This window comes from Bacillus sp. MRMR6 (genome assembly GCF_001940785.1).
Lineage (GTDB): Bacteria > Bacillota > Bacilli > Bacillales > Cytobacillaceae > Neobacillus.
This window is the reverse complement of the sequence record NZ_MSLS01000009.1, coordinates 71,699-92,556: the sequence shown is the minus strand read 5'-3', so window position 1 is coordinate 92,556 and position 20,858 is coordinate 71,699. Positions and strand designations below refer to the sequence as shown.

The window sequence follows — 20,858 nt, the reverse complement described above, 5'->3', positions numbered from 1 at the left end:
TTTTAGTAAAGGGAGAAGAAATCATGAAACTAGATATAAGAGAAATACCTTTTTCCCGGTTTGGTTCTTATTTTTGCATCTCACAGGAAAAGGATTCTGACGAAATCTATTTAAGGGATGTTCATGGCGGCGATGATGCACCCTCGAAGCTTTTTCAGTTCTCACTTTTAGAAAACGGAGTTGAGATAGAAATCGACATCCAAGCATCCGAGACCTCTATCAGACTATGTTCCGTAGACGATCACGACAAATTTGCCGAAATCATTTTACCAGAAGAAGACGAGGTTCATTTTTACATAAAGGGTGTAGAAGTGAGATTGCAGGCAAACAAAGTCAAATATGATACCTTACATGAATATCAGAACGGGATGTATGAATATCACATTTATCCAAAAGAACTAAAGCTGATGCTGATTAGCCTGTCGGGGGATATGACCGTCACCGCGCCATGGAACGTAATCGGCAACGACTACATCGATCTTCGCATGAATGACGGGCATTTTGTCATCGAAAGCTATCGCACAGTTTATCGTAAAAAGGAGTACCTTCCCTTCGTAGACGGGAAAGCGAAAGTGAAGAAATTCTACGAAGAGTGGCTTTCAACGTTGCTAACGGAAAATGTGGTCTATCGTCCATCGGTGGAAAAAGCTGCGTATATCACCTGGTCGAGTACTGTACACCCTGATGGCATCTTGAACGAGTATGCGATGTATATGTCAAAGCTATGGATGTATAATATTTGGTCATGGGATAATTGCTTTAATGCGTTGCAGCTGGGAGCAAAATATCCGGAACTGGCGTACAGCCAATTAAAAATATTTATTGATGCACAAGATGAGTCAGGAGCGTATCCGGATTTCGTGAATGATAAATTTGTCTCGTATAACTGCATTAAACCGCCGATTTTCGCTTATGTTTATGATAAGCTTATGAAGCGGAATGACTATTTTAAAAATCAAGACCGATTGCGGGTCGTATACGATTCCACGAAAAGGGTGATGGATTATTTTGAAAGCCATCGCACCTATGAGGGAAGGCTGCCTCATTATAAACATGGAAATGACTCAGGCTGGGACAATGCTTCCTTATTTCATCAAGGGATGCCGGTAGAGTCGCCGGACCTTGCTAGTTATTTAATTCGAACATACGACATTCTAGCAGGTTTTGCGGTGATCCTTGGAAAAGAAGGAGAAGCAATTGCTTTTCTGAAAAAAGCAGATGAACTCTTCGAACTGCTCATGACGAGACTTTATGATCAGGATGGGTTCTTCGGAAGGTTTGGAAAAGCTGCTGAAAAAGTAGAAATCCGTTCAAGTTTGATTCTGCGTTTACCCGTTTTAATTGGTTATCGGCTAGAAAAGGATGTCCTAGAGGGTCTCGTTACCAATCTAGTTGAGAACTTTGAAACTAAACATGGTCTCGCAACAGAAATGCCTTCAAGCCCTTACTACAAGGAGGACGGGTACTGGCTAGGTCCCATTTGGGCGTCTGTTACGTACCTGTTTGTGGATTCATTGATCAATAATGGCTATGAAGAGGCTGGAAAGAGAATCCGGGATAAGTTTCTTGATCTGACTCTAATTGGCGGTATGGCAGAGAATTTTGATCCGCTAAATGGAAGAGGTCTTGTCGATACCTCGTTTACCTGGACATCAAGTGTTTTTCTTACCTTACTAGAAATGAAAATAGCGGAGGAATAAATGCGTAAATATACTGGAGAATTAGGTTTGACGATTGTCGCCATCATTTGGGGAAGCGGGTTTGTTGCGAGTGCGGTATCACTGGAGCACTATACCCCCTATCAAATCCTTGCGATTCGATTCCTCATTGGTGTCATTCTTTTAACCATTGTATTTTTTAAAAAAATAAAATCGATCAAGCGGAGCACGCTAATCAAAGGGAGCATCATTGGGGTATTTCTGTACGTAGCGTTTGCGTTGCAAACAGTAGGATTACAATTTACGACCCCCTCTAAGAATGCATTTTTAACGGCTGTGAATGTGGTGATTGTGCCGTTTATCGCCTTCTTTTTGTATAAAAGGAAAATGGATAGGTTCGAATTATTCGGAGCGGTGCTGGCGATTACGGGAGTAGGTGTTTTGTCTCTAAAATTATCAGCAGAGGTTAATATCGGCGATTTACTCACCCTGTTATGTGCAGTAGCCTTTGCTTTTCATATTTTTTATACGGCGCAGTTTGTAAGGACAGAGGACCCGATTCTCTTAACGGTTATTCAAATGGTCGTTGCGGCGATTTTAGGCGTTATCGTTGTGCTTGCGAAAGGTGAGACGCATTTTTCGGTGGATGTTGAGGGAGTTTCCTCGCTCGTTTATTTAGGAGTGTTCTCCACCACGATTGCCTTTTTATTGCAGACCGTTGCCCAGAAATATACGACTGAGACGAATGCCGCCATCATCCTCTCGACAGAAGCGTTCTGGGGGATGGTATTCTCGGTACTGCTGTTAAGCGAGGTACTTACAGGCAAAATGATGATTGGGGCAGTACTCATCCTCGTTGCGATCATCATCTCAGAGACAAAGCTAAGCTTTTTTAAAAAGAAAAGCTATGAAATCAAGAATACAAATGGATAAAATTTCTAAAAGGTACACTCGTTATATTACAATATAAGTATATAAAAAAAGTAAGTGGGTAGAAAAAATGGCGACGATTAAAGATATTGCTGATTTAGCTCAGGTTTCAATTACCACGGTATCAAGAGTTTTGAATTATGATGAAACCTTAAATGTTCCTCCAGAAACGAGGAAACGGGTATTTGAGGCAGCGGAAGAATTAAATTATGTGATCAGCCAAAAGAAGAGACAAAAAAGTAAAATGACGATCGGCCTTTACTATTCCTATTCGCTTGAAGAGGAGTTACTTGATACGTATTACCTCTCTATTCGGGTGGCGTTGGAGAAGAAGCTTAAGGGGACTGGGATTGACATTTACCGGATCAGCAAAGACGAGACAAAGAAAAGCCTTTCTAAAGTGGATGGGATTATCTGTCTTGGAACCTTTAAGCAGGGCGATATTGAACTGGTTAAGAGTTATGAGAAACCTGCTGTATTCGTTGATTCGAATCCGGATGAAAATCATTTTGATTCTGTTGTCATTGACTTTAGCTCCGCAACAAAAAATGCCCTCAATTATCTAATGGACTTAGGTCATAAGAATATTGGATTTATTGGCGGAGTCGAAACAGATATGTATGGAAACAGGTTTAAAGATTTACGGCAGGATGTCTTTGAAACCTATTTAAAGGAAAAACAAATCTTTAATGAGGATTTCGTGAAAATTGGCGGATACAATCCGAAAGATGGCTACCAGATCTTAAAGGAAATGTTAAGCCGCGATCCCAAACCAACGGCCTTGTTTGTTGCGAATGATACCATCGCGGTTGGCTGCTATAAAGCCGCCTACGAACTAGGCGTCAAAATTCCTGACGACCTCAGCATCGTCGGATTCAATGACGTATCCTCAGCACAATACATGGTACCACCATTAACAACCGTCAAACTGTACACAGAAATCATGGGAGAAACCGCCGTCGACCTCCTAATGGAAAAAATCAGCAGCCGCAGAGACATCTGCAAAAAAGTAACCATCCACACCAAGCTAATCATAAGAGGCAGTGCAGAGTAACACGGGGAGTAACACGGGGACGGTTCTCCTGCTTCCATTAGGAAGCAGGAGAACCGTCCCCATGCTTCATTTTAATAGCCTGTTTATCTCTTCCACGTATTTTTCTTTTGGATAGTTTTTATATAGGGTGCTTGATAGGCGGATGGGGTCACCGAAGAAGTATCTTTCGTATTGGGTTTGTCTTGTGCCGAATGAGCTCATGGTCAGGTCCCAGGCTAAGCGAAATAGTTTGACTCTGTCCTCGGCATTTTTGGTTGCGCCTTGAAGGTACATGTCTAGATCCCCCCTTAACTCAGAATTGAAGTCCTTTTCTGTAGGTAAGGAAACCATCCCACTGGCCCCAATCAGTTGGATGATTTCGGTAAAGCGGGGATAGATTTTAGGAAAAAAGTTGCTGGCCACCTGCAGAGGGATCATACTAGGACGCATATAGCCAAACTGATCGATGCTGGCATCATTTTCCGACTTCTCGAGCAGTGCCTTCATCGTTTCCAGACCAATGACGATTTCAGACAGTTTTTCTTGTATATGCTGGTACTCACCGACATTAATTGTCTCGACAAGGAGCTCGGCAAGTCCCAGAATAAATTCCGTTTTGACAATTTGCCTCGTGACGACTTGATGGTAGGCAAAGGTGTGAAAGGAACTGCAAGTCTTGAATTCCTCAGCAACCTCCACGTTATCATAGAAAAATACTCGATCCCATTCTACTAAAACATTGTCAAATACCACAATAGAATCCATTTCTTCATATTTTGAGCTGAGAGGATGATCAAAGGAAGATTCTCCCCCAACAAAGGATTGTCTGCAGATGAATTTTATACCCTTTGTGTTAGAGGGAATGGAAAAAGCAAAGGCTTCATCTTCTTCAAGGAAAAATCTTGGAGACGTCATCACGATAACTTCATCCGTTAATCCACCTTGAGTCGCGAGCAGTCTAGCGCCTTTGATCACGATTCCCTTATCATTTCTCTCAATCACCTTAGCTGAGATCGGCTTAGCGGAATATCCCAAATGTAGCTGAGTACGATTTATTTGCGGATTTATAAAGGTATGTGTAAAAGATAGGTCCTGCTCGGTCGCTCTTTTATAGAGAGAATGGAGGTTATCGGGAAAACTATTTTCTTTCCCGTCTAACAGGGATGAGGAAGCGGCAAAGCTCATAACAGCCGTGTTCATATAATCTGGACTTCTTCCCATCAATCCATGAGTGCATCTGGCCCAGTGCTCCATCATCCTTCTTCTTTTCCTTAAATCCTCTATCGTTTTGGGCTGCAGATAGGAGAGTCCCATCCTTTCACCTTTTTCTTGTGAAACATAAGTCAACTCGTCCTTTAGCTTAGTATCATGTTGTAAGTCATAAAGGGCAGCCTTCGCCCGAATAATCCCTTTAAAAGCAGGATGCTCCGAAATCTTCCCCTTAACCCTTTCCCCATCTAACCAAATCTCATTTCCAAGCCGATCCAAACGCTCAATAAAACCATCACCAGTAATTATTCCCATTTTTCATACCGGCCCCTCCCTCTTAACCTCTTACATCTTATTGAAGAAGCACAGGGACGGTTCTCCTGCTTCCAAAAAAAATGCAGGAGAACCGTCACTGTGCACTTGCTTAATTTTTAGATAATTTGTATAATGTTAACTAATTGAAAAGACTGTGTGTGACTGGCGAGGACGCGGATTACCGTGAGGGAGCACATTTGTTGGAAGCCGTTCGCCTGGGCAGAGGTAGGGGATTCTATCCCTTGCCTCTTTCTGTTTATTTGTATGTTAAGCATTGAGCAAGAATACCAATTGAAAAGAGGGCAAACAGGATGAGCACAGTAACTTTAGGTAAGGTAAAAACAATTAAAACGTTAAATAGTATTGCCGAAACTGGGCTGAAGGTTTTCAAAAAGGATGAGTATACGATCGACAACGAGAGTACCAATCCGGATGCGATTGTGGTTCGTAGTTTTAACATGCATGCATTGGAATTTGGTGATCAGCTAAAAGCCATTGCGCGCGCCGGAGCGGGTGTCAATAATATCCCGGTTGAAAGATGCACAGAGCAGGGCATTGTGGTATTTAATACTCCTGGTGCGAATGCAAATGCGGTAAAGGAAATGGTTCTAACCTGTTTAATGGCTTCCTCTCGTAATCTATTTGCCGGCGTTGGCTGGACAAAGACGTTAGAGGGCGAAGGAGCAGCAATTCCTAAATTGGTAGAGGCAGGTAAGAAAACATTTGTTGGTAGTGAAATCAAGGGGAAAACCTTGGGCGTTATCGGTTTAGGTGCCATCGGTGCGCTTGTTGCAAATGATGCACTCGATTTAGATATGGATGTGATCGGATTTGATCCGTTTATCTCTGTCGATACAGCTTGGAACCTTTCCCGCAATGTCCAGCGCGCAATGACGATTGAACAATTGTTTGCGGAGTCTGATTATATTACCGTACACGTACCATTGACGCCAGATACAAATGGCATGTTCAATGAAGCAACCTTCAGTATCATGAAGGCGGGCGTCCAAATCTTTAATTTTTCGCGTGGCGAGCTTGTGAATGAAGCAGATATGGCTACAGCGCTTGAAAATGGCGTGGTCGGTAAGTACATTACAGATTTTCCGAATGAAAATACGCTGCAAATGAAGAATTGTGTTTCGATTCCACATCTTGGTGCCTCCACGTTGGAATCAGAAGAAAACTGTGCAATTATGGCTGCACGGCAGGTAAAAGAGTACTTAGAAACTGGGAATATCAAAAACTCTGTCAATTTTCCAAATGCCACGCTTCCGTATACAGGAAAGCGCCGTGTAGCAGCGTTCCATAAAAACGTTCCAAACATGGTCGGGCAAATCACGATGGCCATCTCAAGCTATGAACTGAACATCGCCGACATGGTCAACAGAAGCAGAGGAGACTATGCTTACACCATGATCGACATCGACAACAAAATTAATGGAGAAATCATTCCCGGAATACTAGAAAAAATCCACCAAATCAACGGCATCGTCAACGTTCGTGTTATTTAGTGCAGGTAGTGCACGGGAGGAAGCACGGGGACGGTTCTCCTGCTTCCTTGTATAGATTGTTATTAGAAAATCTTTTAATAAGAGTTTAGAAATTATTTGGGCTATTACCTTGTGGAGCTGTCTATAAGGTGATGGCCCTTTTTATATGTTACTTACCAAATCATCTTCTACTGTTTAAAACTAGTCTTATAGTTACATACTATAAAAAATAGCTTTTTTATAACGGTGGTGAGAGGATGTCTATTACCAATACAAACTTTCGTGATTTATACCTTTTGCATAGCCGGAAAACTAAAAATGGAAATACTATTTACCAATTCTCAAAAAAATTGTTGGGATCTTGTTGAAGACCTGCCAGAAGGATACGAGGTTTATGAGACGCCGATGGTAAAGTGTTTTTACGTAAAGTTTTGAAAAAATCATTCATCCTGAAGAAATAAAGATCATCGAGGATGGGGTTAAAAATCATTGTTCCATTAAGAACTTTAAGTGTTAGATATAACAAAGGATATGGTCAATATTTACACACCCATTGATATACCTTTTCCAAATGCGGGCACACTTACTCTAGATAAACATCTAGACTATGAAACTGTGATGCGGTTTAGATTATTAGATGAAGATGAACGAAATTTCATGGTTGAAAGATATTGTTTTATAGGTGTATTGATGATTGGATAGGATAAGAGAGTTCCAAATCTCTCGAGGAGCTTGCAGAGGAATATGTTCCGCACAAATGGCTAGAAAGCATTTATGATTTATTCTAACAAGGACATGGGTGACACGGTGGGGGACGGTTCTCCCGCTTCCTTAAGGAAGCAGAAGAAGAACGAAATCGCTACGCGATGGCTCTTAAAGAAAATTCAAATGAAGTTTAATTAAATATACTGTATAATGGTTGCGAAAACTTGTATTAAAATGTATGAAAAATAAGTATCGGATTGAATCCCTAATACGACGTAAATTGAAAAAATCATTCTACGAATAAAAAATTTATTTTTGGTGGGGTTACCATATTTTAGTTCATTAGCGAGGACCGCGACTTCATTCTTCTCTGGCAATCAAAAATTTTGCGCAATAATCTTCTGCTTAGAAATCATCAAAGGCACAACTAGCTCATTAACGCTAGTTGTGCCTTTTTACGCGCAAAACTTCCGATTGTCCGCTTTAAGAACCGTCCCCGTGCACGTTATATAGGCAAGGTAATTTCGATGATGGTTCCTTTATGGTCGCTCCAAAAATGGAGGGTTCCGTTATGGTTTTCGATGATTTGTTTGGAGATCATGACTCCTAGGCCTGTACCGCCTTCTTTTGTTGTGAAGAAGGGCTGCCCTATTTTCTTTAGAATGCGCTGGGGGATTCCGGTTCCGGTGTCTTGAATAAGAATTTTAACTTTGTTTTCTCCGAGTTTTGTGGTTTCAATCTTGATGTTCCCGCCATTTGGCATCGCTTCAATTGCGTTTTTTAGGAAGTTGATAAGGACTTGTTTTAATTGATTTTTATCGCATCGCATCATTAAAAAGCTAGGATCATGAACAATATTAATTTGAACATTTTTCATATTGGCTTGTGCATCATAAAGCGTTGTGACATCTTCTATTAATAACTTTAAATTTTCTGTATGAAATTTAGTATCTTGTGGTTTAGCGAGAACTAATAGTTCACTTAGAATGAGCTCAATTCTGTCCATTTCACTCTGAATTATCCGTAAGTAATGTTTATTTTCAATTTCTATCTCCATTAGTTGGAGAAAACCTTTAATGGTGGTAAGTGGATTTCTGACCTCATGGGCAATCCCAGCGGCCAATTGTCCCGCGATGGAAAGTTTTTCAGATTGAAGCAATAGCTCTTGTGTTTTTTTTCTTTCTGTAATATCCCTCAAGATAATATGATGGGCGGATTGCTTTTCATAGAAAGTAGGGATCGCTTTTACTTCAGAATCAAGTATTGTCCCGTCCAGGCGAATGACTTTATATTCAAGAAATTCTGCTATTTCCCCATTATATACAGCGGCAATTCTTTTTTTTGCAATAGGATGATAGTCTTTATGAACAAAATCTAATAGTGATTTGGATAGAATGTCCTCCGCAGTTGTTCCACCCAATAACTCGATTCCTGTTTCATTAATGAATAGAATCTTTTCTTCCTTAGCGATTAAAACAGCATCTGGTGAGTGTTCAACTAAATCACGAAATGCCCTTTTCCGATTCCAAATTTCATCTTCGGCTTTCTTTCTTTCAGTTATGTCTCGGATGACACTAACTACTTCTAGGATATTTTTTGTCTCAGGATCAATTACTGCCTTACACAGTGCTTCAACCCATACAAAGTCCCCGTCTTTTTTTAAAAGTCGATAGCAGCTTCTTCCCGTTAGGAATTTCCCTATTACATCTTTTCTAACGCGAACCGTTTCTTGGTAGTCTTCAGCATGGATATACGTTAAAAATTGCTGATTGATCAACTCATCGGCTGAATAACCGAGAATTTGTTCACAGGAAGGGGTAATATAAAGAACATTTCCTTGTAGGTTCGTACAAAGAATGATATCTGAAACATAGTCTGTTAATGCACTATGTATATCTTCGACTTTTCTGCTTGCTTGATTTTTTCTTTTTAAGTGGGTAATATCTTTCGCAACTGCCTGTAGTCCCACGGTTTGGTCGTCTACGTTTATGGGAATAAAAATGATGTTTAGATCATATTCCTTACCTGCTTTATTAACCATCCTGCAATCAAAGGTTTGAACTTGACCAAACACCGTTTTGTGGAAATGATTAAAAACCTTATCCAATCTATCAATAGGAAAAAGGGATTGCAGGTTAATCGTTTTGATTTCAGCGATTGAATATTCGGATAATTTTTTGAATGCGGGGTTTACCTCTTCAATCTTCATGTCTAAATCTAGAATAAAAATAGCATCTTGGTTTTGGATAAAGAGATTCCAGTTTCTCTTTATTCCTACTTCTAAATATTTTTTCAATAGAGCTTTCTTTTCGCTTTTAATTTGATCAATAGGACGGTTCATTTCTATCTTTTCAGTCCTTTCCCCTTATATACAAAAAGCCAGGATAGAATAAAATCCTATCCTGGCGTGTGTTTAGCTCAATAAAATGATTGTCTAACCCACTCCGGCCTATATAGCAATGTCATAATATTAATACGAAGATACATGAAAGAAGAGGCCAAACAAACATGCCGCTAACTGTAAAAGTTCTGGTCTCTATTCAAAATTTCTAAGAAAAATCTACCAAATTATTACCTATTTCAATCATGTTAGACAAAAGCTTAAATTCTTTTATCCTAAGTTTTATTTTAAGGAAACTTTCACAAACCTTCAATACTTTTGCCTTATATTACTAATTATTATTTTTCCGCATAAAACGACAAGTGGTGCGGGGGGACGGTTCTACTGCTTCCTTAGGGAAGCAGTAGAACCGTCCCCCCGCACCTATACTTATTTCATAAATTTGTCGTTTTTCCTGCGAGATAGACTTCTTCATTTGTTTTATACTAAATAAAGAGTGTGTGAATTATGTGATTTCAAGGAGGGTTTGTATCCAATGAAACTTAGCAATTTGTCAAATGAATCATTAATAGATGCCTACCATAGAGCAAACCTGCTAGAACTAGATGATTCTTTCATAGAAATACTATTTCAAGCTATCTTAGCAAGAAACTTAAACCACCTTATAAATTGACCTACATATAGGTACATATAGGGACGGTTCTAGTGCTTCTCTATAAGAAGCACTAGAACCGTCCGAGGGCACTGAAAAAGTAGCCTTTTTTGAATATTAATGTTTTTTTGGGGGGGCAAAAATGTCTCCCTACCATCGAAACGTGCTTAGAAGCGATTCTGGAGCTCTGTTTTTTTAAACATCATTTTTCCTTTTTAAAAAGCTAGACTTATTCAGTGGCCCCGCATGCACCGTCCCTCTGCTTATTCCTACAAAAACCTTCAATTTTAATCTTAGTAATACCCCTCCAATTGTGTTTTCTAAATAAAATATAAAAATCTATTACATGGGTAGTGATGATTAATGGTTCGCAGAGCTAGAGAGAAGAGCAGAAGCGGTATTTATCATGTCATGTGGAGAGGAGCAAATCGACAGGAGTTTTTTCATGATGATGAGGATTGCAGGAAATTTCTTGATATCACTCGAAAATATAAATTACAATCAGAAATGAAAATCTATGCCTGGTGTCTGATGAATAATCATGTTCATTTTCTGTTAAAAGAAGGGTCCGAAGCATTGTCAACCACCATGAAACGAATCGGTGTCAGTTATGTTTGGTACTATAACCAAAAGTATGGTACGACGGGACATCTTTTTCAAGATCGTTTCAAAAGTGAACGTGTGGAAAGTAGAAAATCAATTTTCAGCGTCGCAAGGTACATTCATCAAAATCCAGTAAAGGCTGGGATGGTTAGTGCGGTGGATGAATGGATATGGAGCAGTTGTCTGGGCTACTACGGTATACAGAACATCCAGAATGAACCAAAAGGCTTGCTAGACCAGGATTTTATCCTTCAGCTGCTATCCGAAGACACCAACCTTGCTCGAATAAAATTCAGTACTTTCAATGAGGAAATCAATCAGGACGAGTGGCTTGAGGATACGCCGGTAAAAAGGAGACTAACAGATGAAGAGGCAAGAGTTGAGATTAAAAAACTGATAGGGACGATCGAAATTCCTCAAGTTAAGAGCCTACCAAAGGCAGAAAGAGACGTATTAATAGGAGAAATGAAAAAAATAAAAGGCTTATCCCAACGCCAAGCAGCAAGAATCCTAGGCGTATCGGCAAAGCTAATTTCCAAAGCATGACGTAGGGATGGTTCTCCTGCATCCTTGAGAAAGCAGGAGAACCGTCCCTGTGCTTACGCCATGAAGGATTACAGTCTTTAAGGACGAATGATTATTTAGGTAAGTAGTGAAAATTGTCAAATTGGGTTGAAGTCATTTTTTGTATGGAGGTTTTGGGATGTCGGAGAATTGGGATGTTTATTTTGGTTATATTGATGATAAAGTTGCTTCGGTTGTAATCGATATGGATATATTTAATGAAATTAACACCGAAGAATACCAGTATGCTCACTGCTTAAGACTTAACGTGAAAAATCCGAATGAGGATGGCTTTCCTATTGATGCCGAAGCAGACCAGTTGGGTGAAATAGAGGAGTCGGTGATTGATTTCCTCGCTCCTCGAAATTTTATTAATGTTGGCAGAGTTACGACTGATGGGGTAAGGGATATCATTTTTTATTCAAGTCAGGATGAGTCAGACTCTATAGCCGTAGCAGCTCAACGTTTTATTCAGCCAACGGGTTATGAGGCTTCAATTTTTCAAATCGAAGAAGATGAAAATTGGGAATTTTATTTTGAATACCTATATCCAAACCAATACCAACTGCAGCATATTGGGAACCGTCAGGTAGTAGGTCATTTGGAAAGCTCAGGGGATACTCTTGAGGTCCCTCGGAAAGTGGAGCATTGGTTGTACTTCGAAAACACCAAAATGATGAAACGGTTTGCTAAAGCTGTAAAAAAAGAAGGGTTTATTCTAGAAAATGAAACCCATGAAGAAGGGAAATACATCCTTACGATTTCTAGAGTTGATTTAGTCGATTTCCATTCCATCAGTGAAGTAACAGACCTCCTAGTCAAAATCTCTGAACAATACGAAGGAGAATATGATGGCTGGGAAACAATGGTGATAAAAGGATGAGTTGCATCAGAACCGTCCTTTTGCTTTCGCCTTTGCTTTCACTCAGGGGAAAAGATTCCCCCTAATAAATGGGCATGGTCTAAGTACTGTATCACATGTTCTTTTAAGGTCATAGGGATGTTAGTTGTCTCCCCCCAATAATCGTAACTCATGGCGAGGTTCTTTTTCACAAGGTCGTTGTGTAGCCATTTTTGAGCTAGTTCATGCTGATTTAGTTCATTTAAGACTTTTGTTACATCCTCCACATTGGTCATATAAGTCACCTTCTTATGAAAAAATAACGGTTGTTATCTAATGTATGCAAACGTTTGGATGGTTCTCCTGCTTCGGAAAATTGACTGAATATCATTTCTAAGAGGGTAATAATAGTGGAAAGATATCTATACTAGTACTTTTTTAGCGTTATAGTCTTTGCTGTGGAATTGTTCTTGGTACTGCCAATCGGTGAGCCTATTCTTCATGTAGGGTTTATACTGACTTTAATCGTTGTTTCCTCATCGTTCAACTGGGCTATATCATTGACTTAAGGGAAAAAGATAAAGGAGTTTCTATTTTTCATTTTTGGCTCTGCATTCGATTACTTTTCCCTAGTAAATTTCTTCTTCAAGTATTTATAAAAATCTAATAATGACTCATAAAGGGAAAGGGTAAGTCACTCATGCGCTTCATGCGATGGAGGACTTACCCTTTTTAGATACGATCATCATATTAAGGAAGCACAGGTGCGGCCGTTCCAGTGCCCCCCAAGGAAGCACGAGAACCGTCCCCGTGATTCCTTTATTTTTGCCATTCAGCGATTATTTGTTTGACTTTCTTTTTTTCAATGATATTGATGGCGTAGTAGGTTAATCCGTCTGTGGTTATTTCTCGGACGGGGTGTTCGGAAACGCCATAGATATCGCCAAGTGTTAATACATCAACCAGTGTGAAGCCAATTAAGATGATCATCGGTTTCCCATTACCGGTCCAAGTACCTCGAGTGCCTAAGACAATTGGTAAGGGATTTTTCGTTTTATGTAGATATTCTTTTACAAATTGTTGTTCCGTCAGGGTTCGTATCATAGTTTTATCTTGTCCATTATTCATCTTTTGTTTTCAAAGAAAAAACAGAAGCAGTTTATAAAATAAAGCGGTTAGATGTCCTAGACGAGGAGACCTAGAAAAATACTTTACTATGTCTCTATCGGAAAATTACCATAAGGAAATCATACAGAACTCCAGCAATTAGGAAGCTTAAGTAGTAACTTGCCTTCGTTATCTCTTTATTAAACAGTTCTTTCATYCCTTTAATATAAACCTTATGAAACTCAAAAAAGCAAATATAAATCCAACTAGCAAGTATTCAATCATAAAATAATCCATCCCCTTATAAATTATAGGTATATCTTATCAGCAACATATCGGGGTGACGAGCCTTTGGTAGTTTTATTGGAGTAAAAGGAATCGTGGATGTGGACGATGTGAACTCGGGAGAGCTCCCTGTTGAAAATCAAACCGTGGTTAGTGCAACTTTTGGAAGGTTTGGAGAGCGGCAAGCATACTTAAAGAAATATTCAGTATTTGAAAGGGATAAAGCCATGAAGGAAGCAGTAGAACCGTCCCCGTGCTTCTTGACAAAGATAAAAATAGTTAGTACGCTAAMTACGTGGTTAGTGTACTAACAATGTGAGGGGTTTTAGTCGTGGACAATATAGGGTATTTATTGATGAAGGTTTCTAAGGATTTGAGATATGCTTTGACAGAGGAGTTAAAAGTGTTTAATTTGACTGCTTCACAGTGGGCGGTTTTAAAAAGGCTTGAAATGGAAGAGGAGCATAATTCTTCACTGCTATTGAGGACGGCTGTTGAAATAGCAGCTAAACTAGATTTTGATAAACCGACCATGTCAGGAATTGTGAATCGGCTTGTTGAGAAAGGAATGATTAAAAAAGAAAGACATCCGGTTGATAAAAGAGTATTCATTTTATCTTTGTCTTCTGAGGCAAAGAGTTTGATTCCCACGCTAGAATCAGCGAGTAATCGTGTTATGAATGAATCTTTGGTACATTTCTCTATTGAAGAGAAAGAATTGTTTTTAACTTTATTAACTAAGTTGGATCACACGTTAAGTAGGGGGGGTAAAAAGTGATAAACGTTTTAGTCACAGGTTCAACAGGGAATATCGGTAGTTTTGTAGTAGAGAAACTAGTAGAGGTAGGGGTCGGCGTTAAAGCGGCCGTCACCAATCAGGAAAAAGGGATAAAATTCTTTTCAGGAAAACCTGTTGAAGTGGTAGAGTTTGATTTTACCCGTCATGAAACGTACAGCCAAGCATTAGAAGGCGTGAAAAAGATATTTTTAGTGCGCCCGCCAAAATTAGCAAAACCGAGAGAAGAGATGTTTCCCTTTTTAGAAGAAGCTAAGAGAGCAGGAGTGGAACAGATTGTTTTTGTTTCCCTTCTCGGTGTAGAGAAAAATCCTGTTGTTCCTCATCGGAAAATTGAGGATTATATCTGTGAATTAGACCTTCCATTTACCTTTTTAAGACCAAGCTTCTTTATGCAAAATCTAAATACTACCCACCGCGATGATATTTTACTTCGTGATGAAATATTTTTACCTGTCGGCAAAGCCAAAACAAGTTTTATCGATACAAGGGATATTGCTGAAATTGCTGCCATTTGTTTAACCGAAGAAATACATAAGAATAAGGCATATACTCTAACTGGCAGTGAAGCCATTACCTATTATGAGGTAGCCTCAACCATGTCAGAAGTGTTGAACCGACGAATTACCTACACAAACCCCAGTGTATTGGAGTTCAGAATGACCCTTATAAAAAGAGGCACACCAAAAGAATTTGCCAATGTCATGACCCTGTTATATCTAATGACAAAACTAGGAACAGCCCGGCATACCACACAAGAAGCAGAAAAAATACTAAAACGTAAGCCAATCACCTTTAAACAATATATAGAAGACCATAAACAGTATTTTCAATGAATCAGAGGGAAGCAGAGGGACGGTTCTCGTGCTTCCAAACAACAGGGGGCAATAGGAAATAAGTAGCTCCCAGTTCAATATCGGATAGGATGGATGTGGGTACCGGTGTATTTGGATGACTATATGAGTGAATTTTTTCCTAGCTTAGTCCTTAGGCCGCCTTTGTTTTACAATTGGGACATTGGAATAAGGTTCGAACTAGGAGTAGAGTGGAGTCGGGAGTACATATCGGCTAATAACCCTTATCTTCAGGGCGTTTATCACCGGGCGGTCACGTTATTTAAAGCCTTGCATTCTCCTGATGAGGAACTCTTTGTTGTGGTGGATGTGAATGACTTTGGAGATGGAAAGGCCTATCAGCACAAGGGAAGGATTCTTTCACCTTATGTTTGTGAAAAGGCCCTATTATTTCAATTGAAGCATACCAAAATGCCTTATGTTTTCCCTGAGGATGATGAGGATGGAAAGTATAAAACACATAGATTTGCTCTTACATGTAAAACATCTGATTTGAAGTACATCCCGCTGTTAAAAGCAGTGTGTAATCAAGATCTAGGCATTCAACCAAGTATTTTTCATCGGATTTATTTTATCAATATGAATAAAAAGACCATTTTCCACGTTTATGATGATAGGGGATGCGACATACTGGCCACTTCTCCGGAATCAATCCGCGAAGTTTACCAAAGGTATAGCGACTGGATATTAGATTACGATCGGGAAGATATAGAGAAGGTATTTTAAATAGCACGATTGATTGTGTTATTCTGATGCAGGAAAGTTTAGTGGAATTTACCAGGGACTCCGGGTGTCCTAACCTAATTTAGCGAGAGTGCTTGATTACTTTAACTTGGAAGGAAGCAGGAGAACCGTCCCCGTGCTCCTTATTCGACTTCTATCACAAAGGTATAGGAAACGGTTCCGTTTTTCCATTTTGCTAGGACTTCATAGATATATTTCCCTTTAGCTGAGGGAATGGTGAATTGGTCAGCTTGGGTTTCAATTGTTTTTTCCCTTCCTTGGTCATTCCATAAATAAACTGAGATGTCAGGGTTATCTTCAATCTTAATTTCTACTTTTTGATCGGAAGTTAAGAGTATCGGTTCTATATTGTCTGCCATTTGGTTGGGAGAAGCGTGATCTGTTTGCACAACCTCAGTCTCTAACCCTTTTTTTCTTGACCACTCATAATTGCCTTCCTCCATTGGGTAGTCTGTCCCGTTAATATGAATGACCGCATTCATAGATGGAGGAAATACATCTTCCTCCCCTTTTGGTACATTCGAACAACCTCCAAGCATAAACATGCAAAATGATAACCATACAATCACCAACCTCACAAAATCACCCCTTTACTAATTGGACGTTAAATGTTTTTCTAGGTTACAATTTTGAAGCAGGGGTTGAAGCACGGGGACGGTTCTCGTGCTTCCAATACCTCGTTGAGTAATCGATTTTACTAATATTAAATAAAGGATAAGTCCCACTTTACACGAAAACAGTTGGAAAACTTGCTGTTTTGTACTATTGGAAATATGTTGAAGAAGAAGCAGGAGAACCGTCCCCATGCTTCTCCCCATGCTTCTCTGAGGGGGAGTAATAAAATGAAGGTCATTTTGTTTGGTGCTACCGGGATGGTTGGGCAAAGTGTACTGCGTGAATGTTTGTTGGACGTCGAGGTTCAAGAAATCCTAACGGTCGGTCGAAAGCGGACGAATCAGGAGCATAATAAGTTAAGAGAGATTGAGCTTGAAAATGTAGCCGAGTTATCGTCAATCGAAGGTGAAGTAACAGGGTTTGATGCTTGTTTTTTCTGCCTTGGAGTGTCTTCCCAGGGTATGAAGGAAGATGTGTTTAAAAAAATTACGTATGACCTAACTCTGTCCGTTGCTAAAAAATTAGCGGAACTAAATCCGAACATGACGTTCATTTATGTTTCCGGAAGCGGGACAGACAGTAGCGAAAAAGGGCGTGCGATGTGGGCAAGGGTAAAGGGGAAGACTGAGAATGACTTGCTCCGGTTGCCTTTTAAGGCTGCCTATATGTTTAGGCCAGGAGCGATCATACCTATGCATGGAGTGAAATCCAAAACAAAATGGTATCAGCTTTTATATGACGTATTAAAGCCATTTAATCCACTCCTAATGAAATTAAGCATCGTCATCAGCTCAGAACAGATTGGAAAAGCGATGGTTCAAGTAGTAAAACACGGCTATTCCAGCTCTATTATAGAAAGTTCTGAGTTGAAGAAAATTTGAAGCACGGAGACGGTTCTACGTGCATCATTGGTGAACACGTGGAGGGCACAGGGGTGGTTTTTTCCTGCACCATTGGGAGGGGTTAAATTTGAGCAACCTGAGGCGACGGTTAAAGAGGTTGGTTATATTTCTACTTTTTTTCGTTATTTTTATCTACTTAAATAATACGTCCATTTTCAGTAATGATCGCGATAGAGGACATTTGCTACTGGCACATAGGGGTATGACACAGACTTTTACTATGGAGGACATTAAGTGGGACACCTGTACTGCTGAGCGGATTTATGAGCCGGAGCACCCCTATCTTGAAAACACTCTTCCTTCGATTCAAGCGGCTTTTGACCAAGGTGCGGATGTTGTTGAGTTCGATATTAAACGAACGGAAGATGATCAATTTGCTGTTTTTCATGATGCTACCCTCGAATGTAGAACGGATCAAAAAGGTGAACCAACTGAATATACCATGAGTGAGTTAAAGCAGTTGGACATTGGGTATGGGTATACGGCAGATGATGGCCAGACTTATCCTTTCCGCGGAAAAGGAGTTGGATTAATGCCTTCTTTGACGGAAGTTCTATCTCAATTTCAGGAAAGAATTTGTTAATTCATATAAAAAGTAATCAGAAGGATGACGGTGAGCTGTTAGTGACCTATCTGGAAAAATTACCACCGAATCAGCTAGAATTGATTGCAGTTTATGGTGACGATGAACCAATTAGCATCTTGAAAGCGAAAATGCCTAAGCTTCGTGTCATGTCACTAGAAACGATGAAAAGCTGCCTTCTTCCCTATATCGCCGTTGGTTGGACAGGATATGTACCATCAGCCTGTAAAAACACACAATTACACATCCCAGAAAAGTATGCTCACTATCTATGGGGATTTCCTATGAAGTTCTTAAATCGAATGGAAGATGCCAATACACGAGTCATCGTGGTTGCAGGTGATGGAGGCTGGTCAGAAGGATTTGATAGCAATAAAGATTTAAAACGCCTTCCCGAAAACTATAATGGGGGAATATGGACCAATCGTATTGAAAGGATTGGGAAGCACGGGGACGGTTCTCCTGCTTCCGAAAAGTGATTTCAGGTTAACTTCACGAGAATCTGAATTGAATTTCAGACAAGCCTATTTGCAGCGTGAAGAAAAGGGTATGTTCCGCATTGCATGAATAAAGTGCATTGTGGACTAACCCTTTTTGATTAACTATTGGCTATTAGAAGGATACGAGAACCGGCCCTATGCTTCCACCTATGCTTCCACTTCGCTAACAAATGCGTGGGTGTTGTTTTCTGTGTCTTTGAAGAAGGTCATCCATGTTTCGGTGCTGTTTATTTTTGCTACGATGTGTGGTTCGTTGATGAAGGTAATCCCTTCATTTTTGAATTTATCGTAGGTTTCTTTAATGTTTTCGACTTGAAAGTAAATGACGGAACTTGGATGAGCGAATTCTTCTTTTTCAGGTAAGCTGAGAAGAATTCTAGTGCCATTACAGTCGAGAAACGCCATTGTATCTGTTGCAAAAAGCAGTGGCAGGCTAAGCGACTTATAAAACTCAACTGCTCTATGTATGTCCTTAACGGGCACCCCGATTTGATTAATCTTTTGAATCGTACTCATTTCTCTCTCTCCTTAATTAACGACGTCTTGCACTGAATTATTTCGAAAATTTGAAAAAAAGTCAAGGGAAGCACGAGAACCGTCCCTGTGCTTCACCTGTGCTTCATTTTTTTTCACGAAGAGGGAATGTTATTTTTATAGACCTCTTCGAAAGGCGGGTATTAGTTTGGAGCGATTTTCTTATAAGCAGTCATGGTTTGGGAATGTGAAGGGAGATATTCTCTCTGGAGTTGTTGTGGCTTTGGCGTTGATTCCTGAGGCGATTGCTTTTTCAATTATCGCTGGGGTTGATCCGATGGTTGGGTTATATGCTTCCTTCACGATTGCCGTTATTATTTCCTTCGTCGGCGGAAGGCCCGGGATGATTTCAGCTGCCACAGGAGCGATGGCGCTGTTATTTATTGATTTGGTGGCAGATTACGGTATCCAATACCTGCTGGCAGCGACCATCCTTTGCGGTGTATTTCAGATATTGTTCGGTATCTTCAAACTGGCGCGGTATATGAAATTTATCCCCCGGTCGGTGATGATTGGGTTTGTGAATGCCTTAGCGATTTTAATTTTCACCTCGCAGTTCCAGCATTTTGTGGGCGAAACCTGGATGATCTTTGTGCTGATGGGAGCCACTTTAGCGATTATTTACTTGTTTCCTTATTTAACAAGGACAATCCCTTCGACTCTTGTTGCGATTGTCTCCATCACAGCTTTAGTGATTCTTTTAAAAATAGATGTGCGAACGGTAGGGGATATGGGTGCCATCACGCAAACCCTGCCGGCATTCTTGATTCCTGACATCCCTTTGAACCTCGAGACCTTAGTCGTTATTTTGCCTTATTCCCTCGCACTTGCTGTTGTGGGTTTATTAGAATCGCTGCTAACCGCCTCGATTGTAGATGATATGACGGATTCGGGAAGTGATAAGGATGTGGAAAGCAGAGGGCAGGGAATTGCGAATATTGTAACAGGATTTTTTGGGGGCATGGCGGGGTGTGCGATGATTGGCCAGTCTGTCATCAACGTGAAGTCAGGCGGAAGGGGAAGGCTTTCGGCTTTTGTTGCCGGAATCTTTTTGATGTTCTTGATTGTCGTTCTTGGAAAAATTGTTGTGCAAATACCGATGGCCGCTCTTGCTGGAGTGATGATTATGGTTTCCGTCAGTACCTTTGACTGGAACTCTGTGCGCACCCTTCACCTAGTTCCAAGAAGTGATGCGGTCGTGATGGTTGTCACTGTACTCGCCGTGGTTTTGACGCATAATTTGGCTATTGGCGTTTTTACAGGAATTATTTTAAGTGCGATGTTTTTTGTATCAAAAATCTCTAAAATACGTGTAACTCGTTCAGTTGAAGGTAATAAAAGAATATATTACGTGAAAGGTGAACTATTTTTTGCATCGGTAACCGAACTTCTAACGAAATTTGATTACAAGGAAGACGTAAAGAGTGTTGATATAGATCTTAGCGAATCTCATATATGGGATGATTCTGCGGTAGCTGCAGTTGATCGGATTGTTTCGAAATTTGAAGAAAATGAAATTATTGTGAACGTTAGAGGACTAAACGAGGATAGTACAGAATTAGTAAATAAATTAGCCAACAAACTGGGCACACATTAG

At 40.1% G+C, this 20,858-nt stretch carries 18 protein-coding genes, 1 pseudogene and 1 riboswitch; of the genes and pseudogenes, 13 read left to right on the top strand and 6 right to left on the bottom strand.

The window, feature by feature from the left end; translation table 11 throughout:
* The first annotated feature begins 23 nt into the window (after window positions 1–23).
* The 3 genes from BTR25_RS11300 (at window position 24) to BTR25_RS11290 (ending at window position 3,642) form a co-directional block, all read left to right on the top strand.
* On the top strand, window positions 24–1,700 hold the full coding sequence (locus tag BTR25_RS11300) for an amylo-alpha-1,6-glucosidase (protein ID WP_075688169.1): 1,677 nt from the start codon (window positions 24–26) through the stop codon (window positions 1,698–1,700).
* Entirely contained in the window at window positions 1,701–2,591 is an 891-nt protein-coding gene (locus BTR25_RS11295) for a DMT family transporter (protein WP_075688168.1), read from the top strand.
* Window positions 2,592–2,658: 67 nt separating this feature from the next.
* Entirely contained in the window at window positions 2,659–3,642 is a 984-nt protein-coding gene (locus tag BTR25_RS11290) for a LacI family DNA-binding transcriptional regulator (protein ID WP_075688167.1), read from the top strand.
* Window positions 3,643–3,708: 66 nt separating this feature from the next.
* On the opposite strand, the gene hpaB is transcribed toward BTR25_RS11290, so the two are convergent.
* Window positions 3,709–5,145 carry a 4-hydroxyphenylacetate 3-monooxygenase, oxygenase component gene (gene hpaB, locus BTR25_RS11285; protein ID WP_075688166.1) on the bottom strand — a complete coding sequence of 479 codons (1,437 nt, stop codon included), beginning with the start codon at window positions 5,143–5,145 and terminating at the stop codon, window positions 3,709–3,711.
* Between the two features lie 148 nt (window positions 5,146–5,293).
* Window positions 5,294–5,373, top strand: a riboswitch (ZMP/ZTP riboswitch).
* An 83-nt stretch (window positions 5,374–5,456) separates the two neighbouring features.
* Here hpaB and BTR25_RS11280 point away from each other — a divergent pair.
* Window positions 5,457–6,656: a phosphoglycerate dehydrogenase gene (locus BTR25_RS11280; protein WP_075688165.1), complete on the top strand. Its 1,200-nt coding sequence runs from the start codon at window positions 5,457–5,459 to the stop codon at window positions 6,654–6,656.
* 1,189 nt (window positions 6,657–7,845) lie between these two features.
* On the opposite strand, the gene BTR25_RS11270 is transcribed toward BTR25_RS11280, so the two are convergent.
* Entirely contained in the window at window positions 7,846–9,681 is a 1,836-nt protein-coding gene (locus BTR25_RS11270; RefSeq protein WP_075688163.1) for a PAS domain-containing protein, read from the bottom strand.
* Between the two features lie 535 nt (window positions 9,682–10,216).
* Between BTR25_RS11270 and sda the strand changes: the two genes are divergently transcribed.
* From sda to BTR25_RS11255, 3 genes are all read left to right on the top strand, one after another.
* Window positions 10,217–10,354 carry a sporulation histidine kinase inhibitor Sda gene (gene sda, locus BTR25_RS11265; protein WP_083652334.1) on the top strand — a complete coding sequence of 46 codons (138 nt, stop codon included), beginning with the start codon at window positions 10,217–10,219 and terminating at the stop codon, window positions 10,352–10,354.
* Window positions 10,355–10,696: 342 nt separating this feature from the next.
* Entirely contained in the window at window positions 10,697–11,482 is a 786-nt protein-coding gene (locus BTR25_RS11260) for an REP-associated tyrosine transposase (RefSeq protein ID WP_075688162.1), read from the top strand.
* A 157-nt stretch (window positions 11,483–11,639) separates the two neighbouring features.
* Window positions 11,640–12,383, top strand: coding sequence for a DUF695 domain-containing protein (locus tag BTR25_RS11255; protein WP_075688161.1), 744 nt, complete (start codon window positions 11,640–11,642; stop codon window positions 12,381–12,383).
* Window positions 12,384–12,421: 38 nt separating this feature from the next.
* Here BTR25_RS11255 and BTR25_RS11250 read toward each other — a convergent pair whose 3' ends face one another.
* On the bottom strand, window positions 12,422–12,637 hold the full coding sequence (locus BTR25_RS11250) for a hypothetical protein (protein WP_075688160.1): 216 nt from the start codon (window positions 12,635–12,637) through the stop codon (window positions 12,422–12,424).
* A 523-nt stretch (window positions 12,638–13,160) separates the two neighbouring features.
* Window positions 13,161–13,445: a hypothetical protein gene (locus tag BTR25_RS11245; RefSeq protein ID WP_139311220.1), complete on the bottom strand. Its 285-nt coding sequence runs from the start codon at window positions 13,443–13,445 to the stop codon at window positions 13,161–13,163.
* Between the two features lie 619 nt (window positions 13,446–14,064).
* On the opposite strand from BTR25_RS11245, the gene BTR25_RS11235 reads away from it, so the two are divergent.
* From BTR25_RS11235 to BTR25_RS11225, 3 genes are all read left to right on the top strand, one after another.
* Window positions 14,065–14,511, top strand: a complete 447-nt coding sequence (locus BTR25_RS11235) for a MarR family winged helix-turn-helix transcriptional regulator (RefSeq protein ID WP_075688157.1) — start codon at window positions 14,065–14,067, stop codon at window positions 14,509–14,511.
* The gene (locus BTR25_RS11230; RefSeq protein WP_075688156.1) at window positions 14,508–15,365 is read left to right on the top strand and encodes an SDR family oxidoreductase; all 858 of its coding nucleotides are present in this window, start codon (window positions 14,508–14,510) and stop codon (window positions 15,363–15,365) included. Before BTR25_RS11235 ends, BTR25_RS11230 begins: the two co-directional genes overlap by 4 nt.
* Before the next feature lie 105 nt (window positions 15,366–15,470).
* Window positions 15,471–16,109 (top strand): DUF3885 domain-containing protein, encoded by a 639-nt coding sequence (locus BTR25_RS11225; protein WP_075688229.1) that lies wholly within the window; start codon window positions 15,471–15,473, stop codon window positions 16,107–16,109.
* Window positions 16,110–16,249: 140 nt separating this feature from the next.
* On the opposite strand, the gene BTR25_RS11220 is transcribed toward BTR25_RS11225, so the two are convergent.
* Complete coding sequence (locus BTR25_RS11220; protein ID WP_254842680.1) at window positions 16,250–16,705, bottom strand: hypothetical protein; 456 nt, start codon at window positions 16,703–16,705, stop codon at window positions 16,250–16,252.
* A gap of 264 nt (window positions 16,706–16,969) precedes the next feature.
* Between BTR25_RS11220 and BTR25_RS11215 the strand changes: the two genes are divergently transcribed.
* Complete coding sequence (locus tag BTR25_RS11215) at window positions 16,970–17,623, top strand: Rossmann-fold NAD(P)-binding domain-containing protein (RefSeq protein WP_075688155.1); 654 nt, start codon at window positions 16,970–16,972, stop codon at window positions 17,621–17,623.
* 88 nt (window positions 17,624–17,711) lie between these two features.
* Window positions 17,712–18,706: pseudogene (locus BTR25_RS11210) on the top strand (glycerophosphodiester phosphodiesterase family protein).
* Window positions 18,707–18,874: 168 nt separating this feature from the next.
* Here BTR25_RS11210 and BTR25_RS11205 read toward each other — a convergent pair.
* Window positions 18,875–19,243 carry a VOC family protein gene (locus BTR25_RS11205; RefSeq protein ID WP_075688154.1) on the bottom strand — a complete coding sequence of 123 codons (369 nt, stop codon included), beginning with the start codon at window positions 19,241–19,243 and terminating at the stop codon, window positions 18,875–18,877.
* A 166-nt stretch (window positions 19,244–19,409) separates the two neighbouring features.
* On the opposite strand from BTR25_RS11205, the gene BTR25_RS11200 reads away from it, so the two are divergent.
* The gene (locus tag BTR25_RS11200) at window positions 19,410–20,858 is read left to right on the top strand and encodes a SulP family inorganic anion transporter (RefSeq protein ID WP_075688153.1); all 1,449 of its coding nucleotides are present in this window, start codon (window positions 19,410–19,412) and stop codon (window positions 20,856–20,858) included.

What these genes read in the sequence shown, in the direction of transcription:
- BTR25_RS11255 (WP_075688161.1), top strand. Translation starts at nt 11,640, where the DNA reads ATGTCGGAGAATTGGGATGTTTATTTTGGTTATATTGATGATAAAGTT.
- hpaB (WP_075688166.1), bottom strand. Translation starts at nt 5,145, where the DNA reads ATGGGAATAATTACTGGTGATGGTTTTATTGAGCGTTTGGATCGGCTT.
- BTR25_RS11280 (WP_075688165.1), top strand. Translation starts at nt 5,457, where the DNA reads ATGAGCACAGTAACTTTAGGTAAGGTAAAAACAATTAAAACGTTAAAT.
- BTR25_RS11245 (WP_139311220.1), bottom strand. Translation starts at nt 13,445, where the DNA reads ATGATACGAACCCTGACGGAACAACAATTTGTAAAAGAATATCTACAT.
- BTR25_RS11300 (WP_075688169.1), top strand. Translation starts at nt 24, where the DNA reads ATGAAACTAGATATAAGAGAAATACCTTTTTCCCGGTTTGGTTCTTAT.
- BTR25_RS11295 (WP_075688168.1), top strand. Translation starts at nt 1,701, where the DNA reads ATGCGTAAATATACTGGAGAATTAGGTTTGACGATTGTCGCCATCATT.
- BTR25_RS11260 (WP_075688162.1), top strand. Translation starts at nt 10,697, where the DNA reads ATGGTTCGCAGAGCTAGAGAGAAGAGCAGAAGCGGTATTTATCATGTC.
- sda (WP_083652334.1), top strand. Translation starts at nt 10,217, where the DNA reads ATGAAACTTAGCAATTTGTCAAATGAATCATTAATAGATGCCTACCAT.
- BTR25_RS11270 (WP_075688163.1), bottom strand. Translation starts at nt 9,681, where the DNA reads ATGAACCGTCCTATTGATCAAATTAAAAGCGAAAAGAAAGCTCTATTG.
- BTR25_RS11290 (WP_075688167.1), top strand. Translation starts at nt 2,659, where the DNA reads ATGGCGACGATTAAAGATATTGCTGATTTAGCTCAGGTTTCAATTACC.
- BTR25_RS11250 (WP_075688160.1), bottom strand. Translation starts at nt 12,637, where the DNA reads ATGACCAATGTGGAGGATGTAACAAAAGTCTTAAATGAACTAAATCAG.
- BTR25_RS11215 (WP_075688155.1), top strand. Translation starts at nt 16,970, where the DNA reads ATGAAGGTCATTTTGTTTGGTGCTACCGGGATGGTTGGGCAAAGTGTA.
- BTR25_RS11205 (WP_075688154.1), bottom strand. Translation starts at nt 19,243, where the DNA reads ATGAGTACGATTCAAAAGATTAATCAAATCGGGGTGCCCGTTAAGGAC.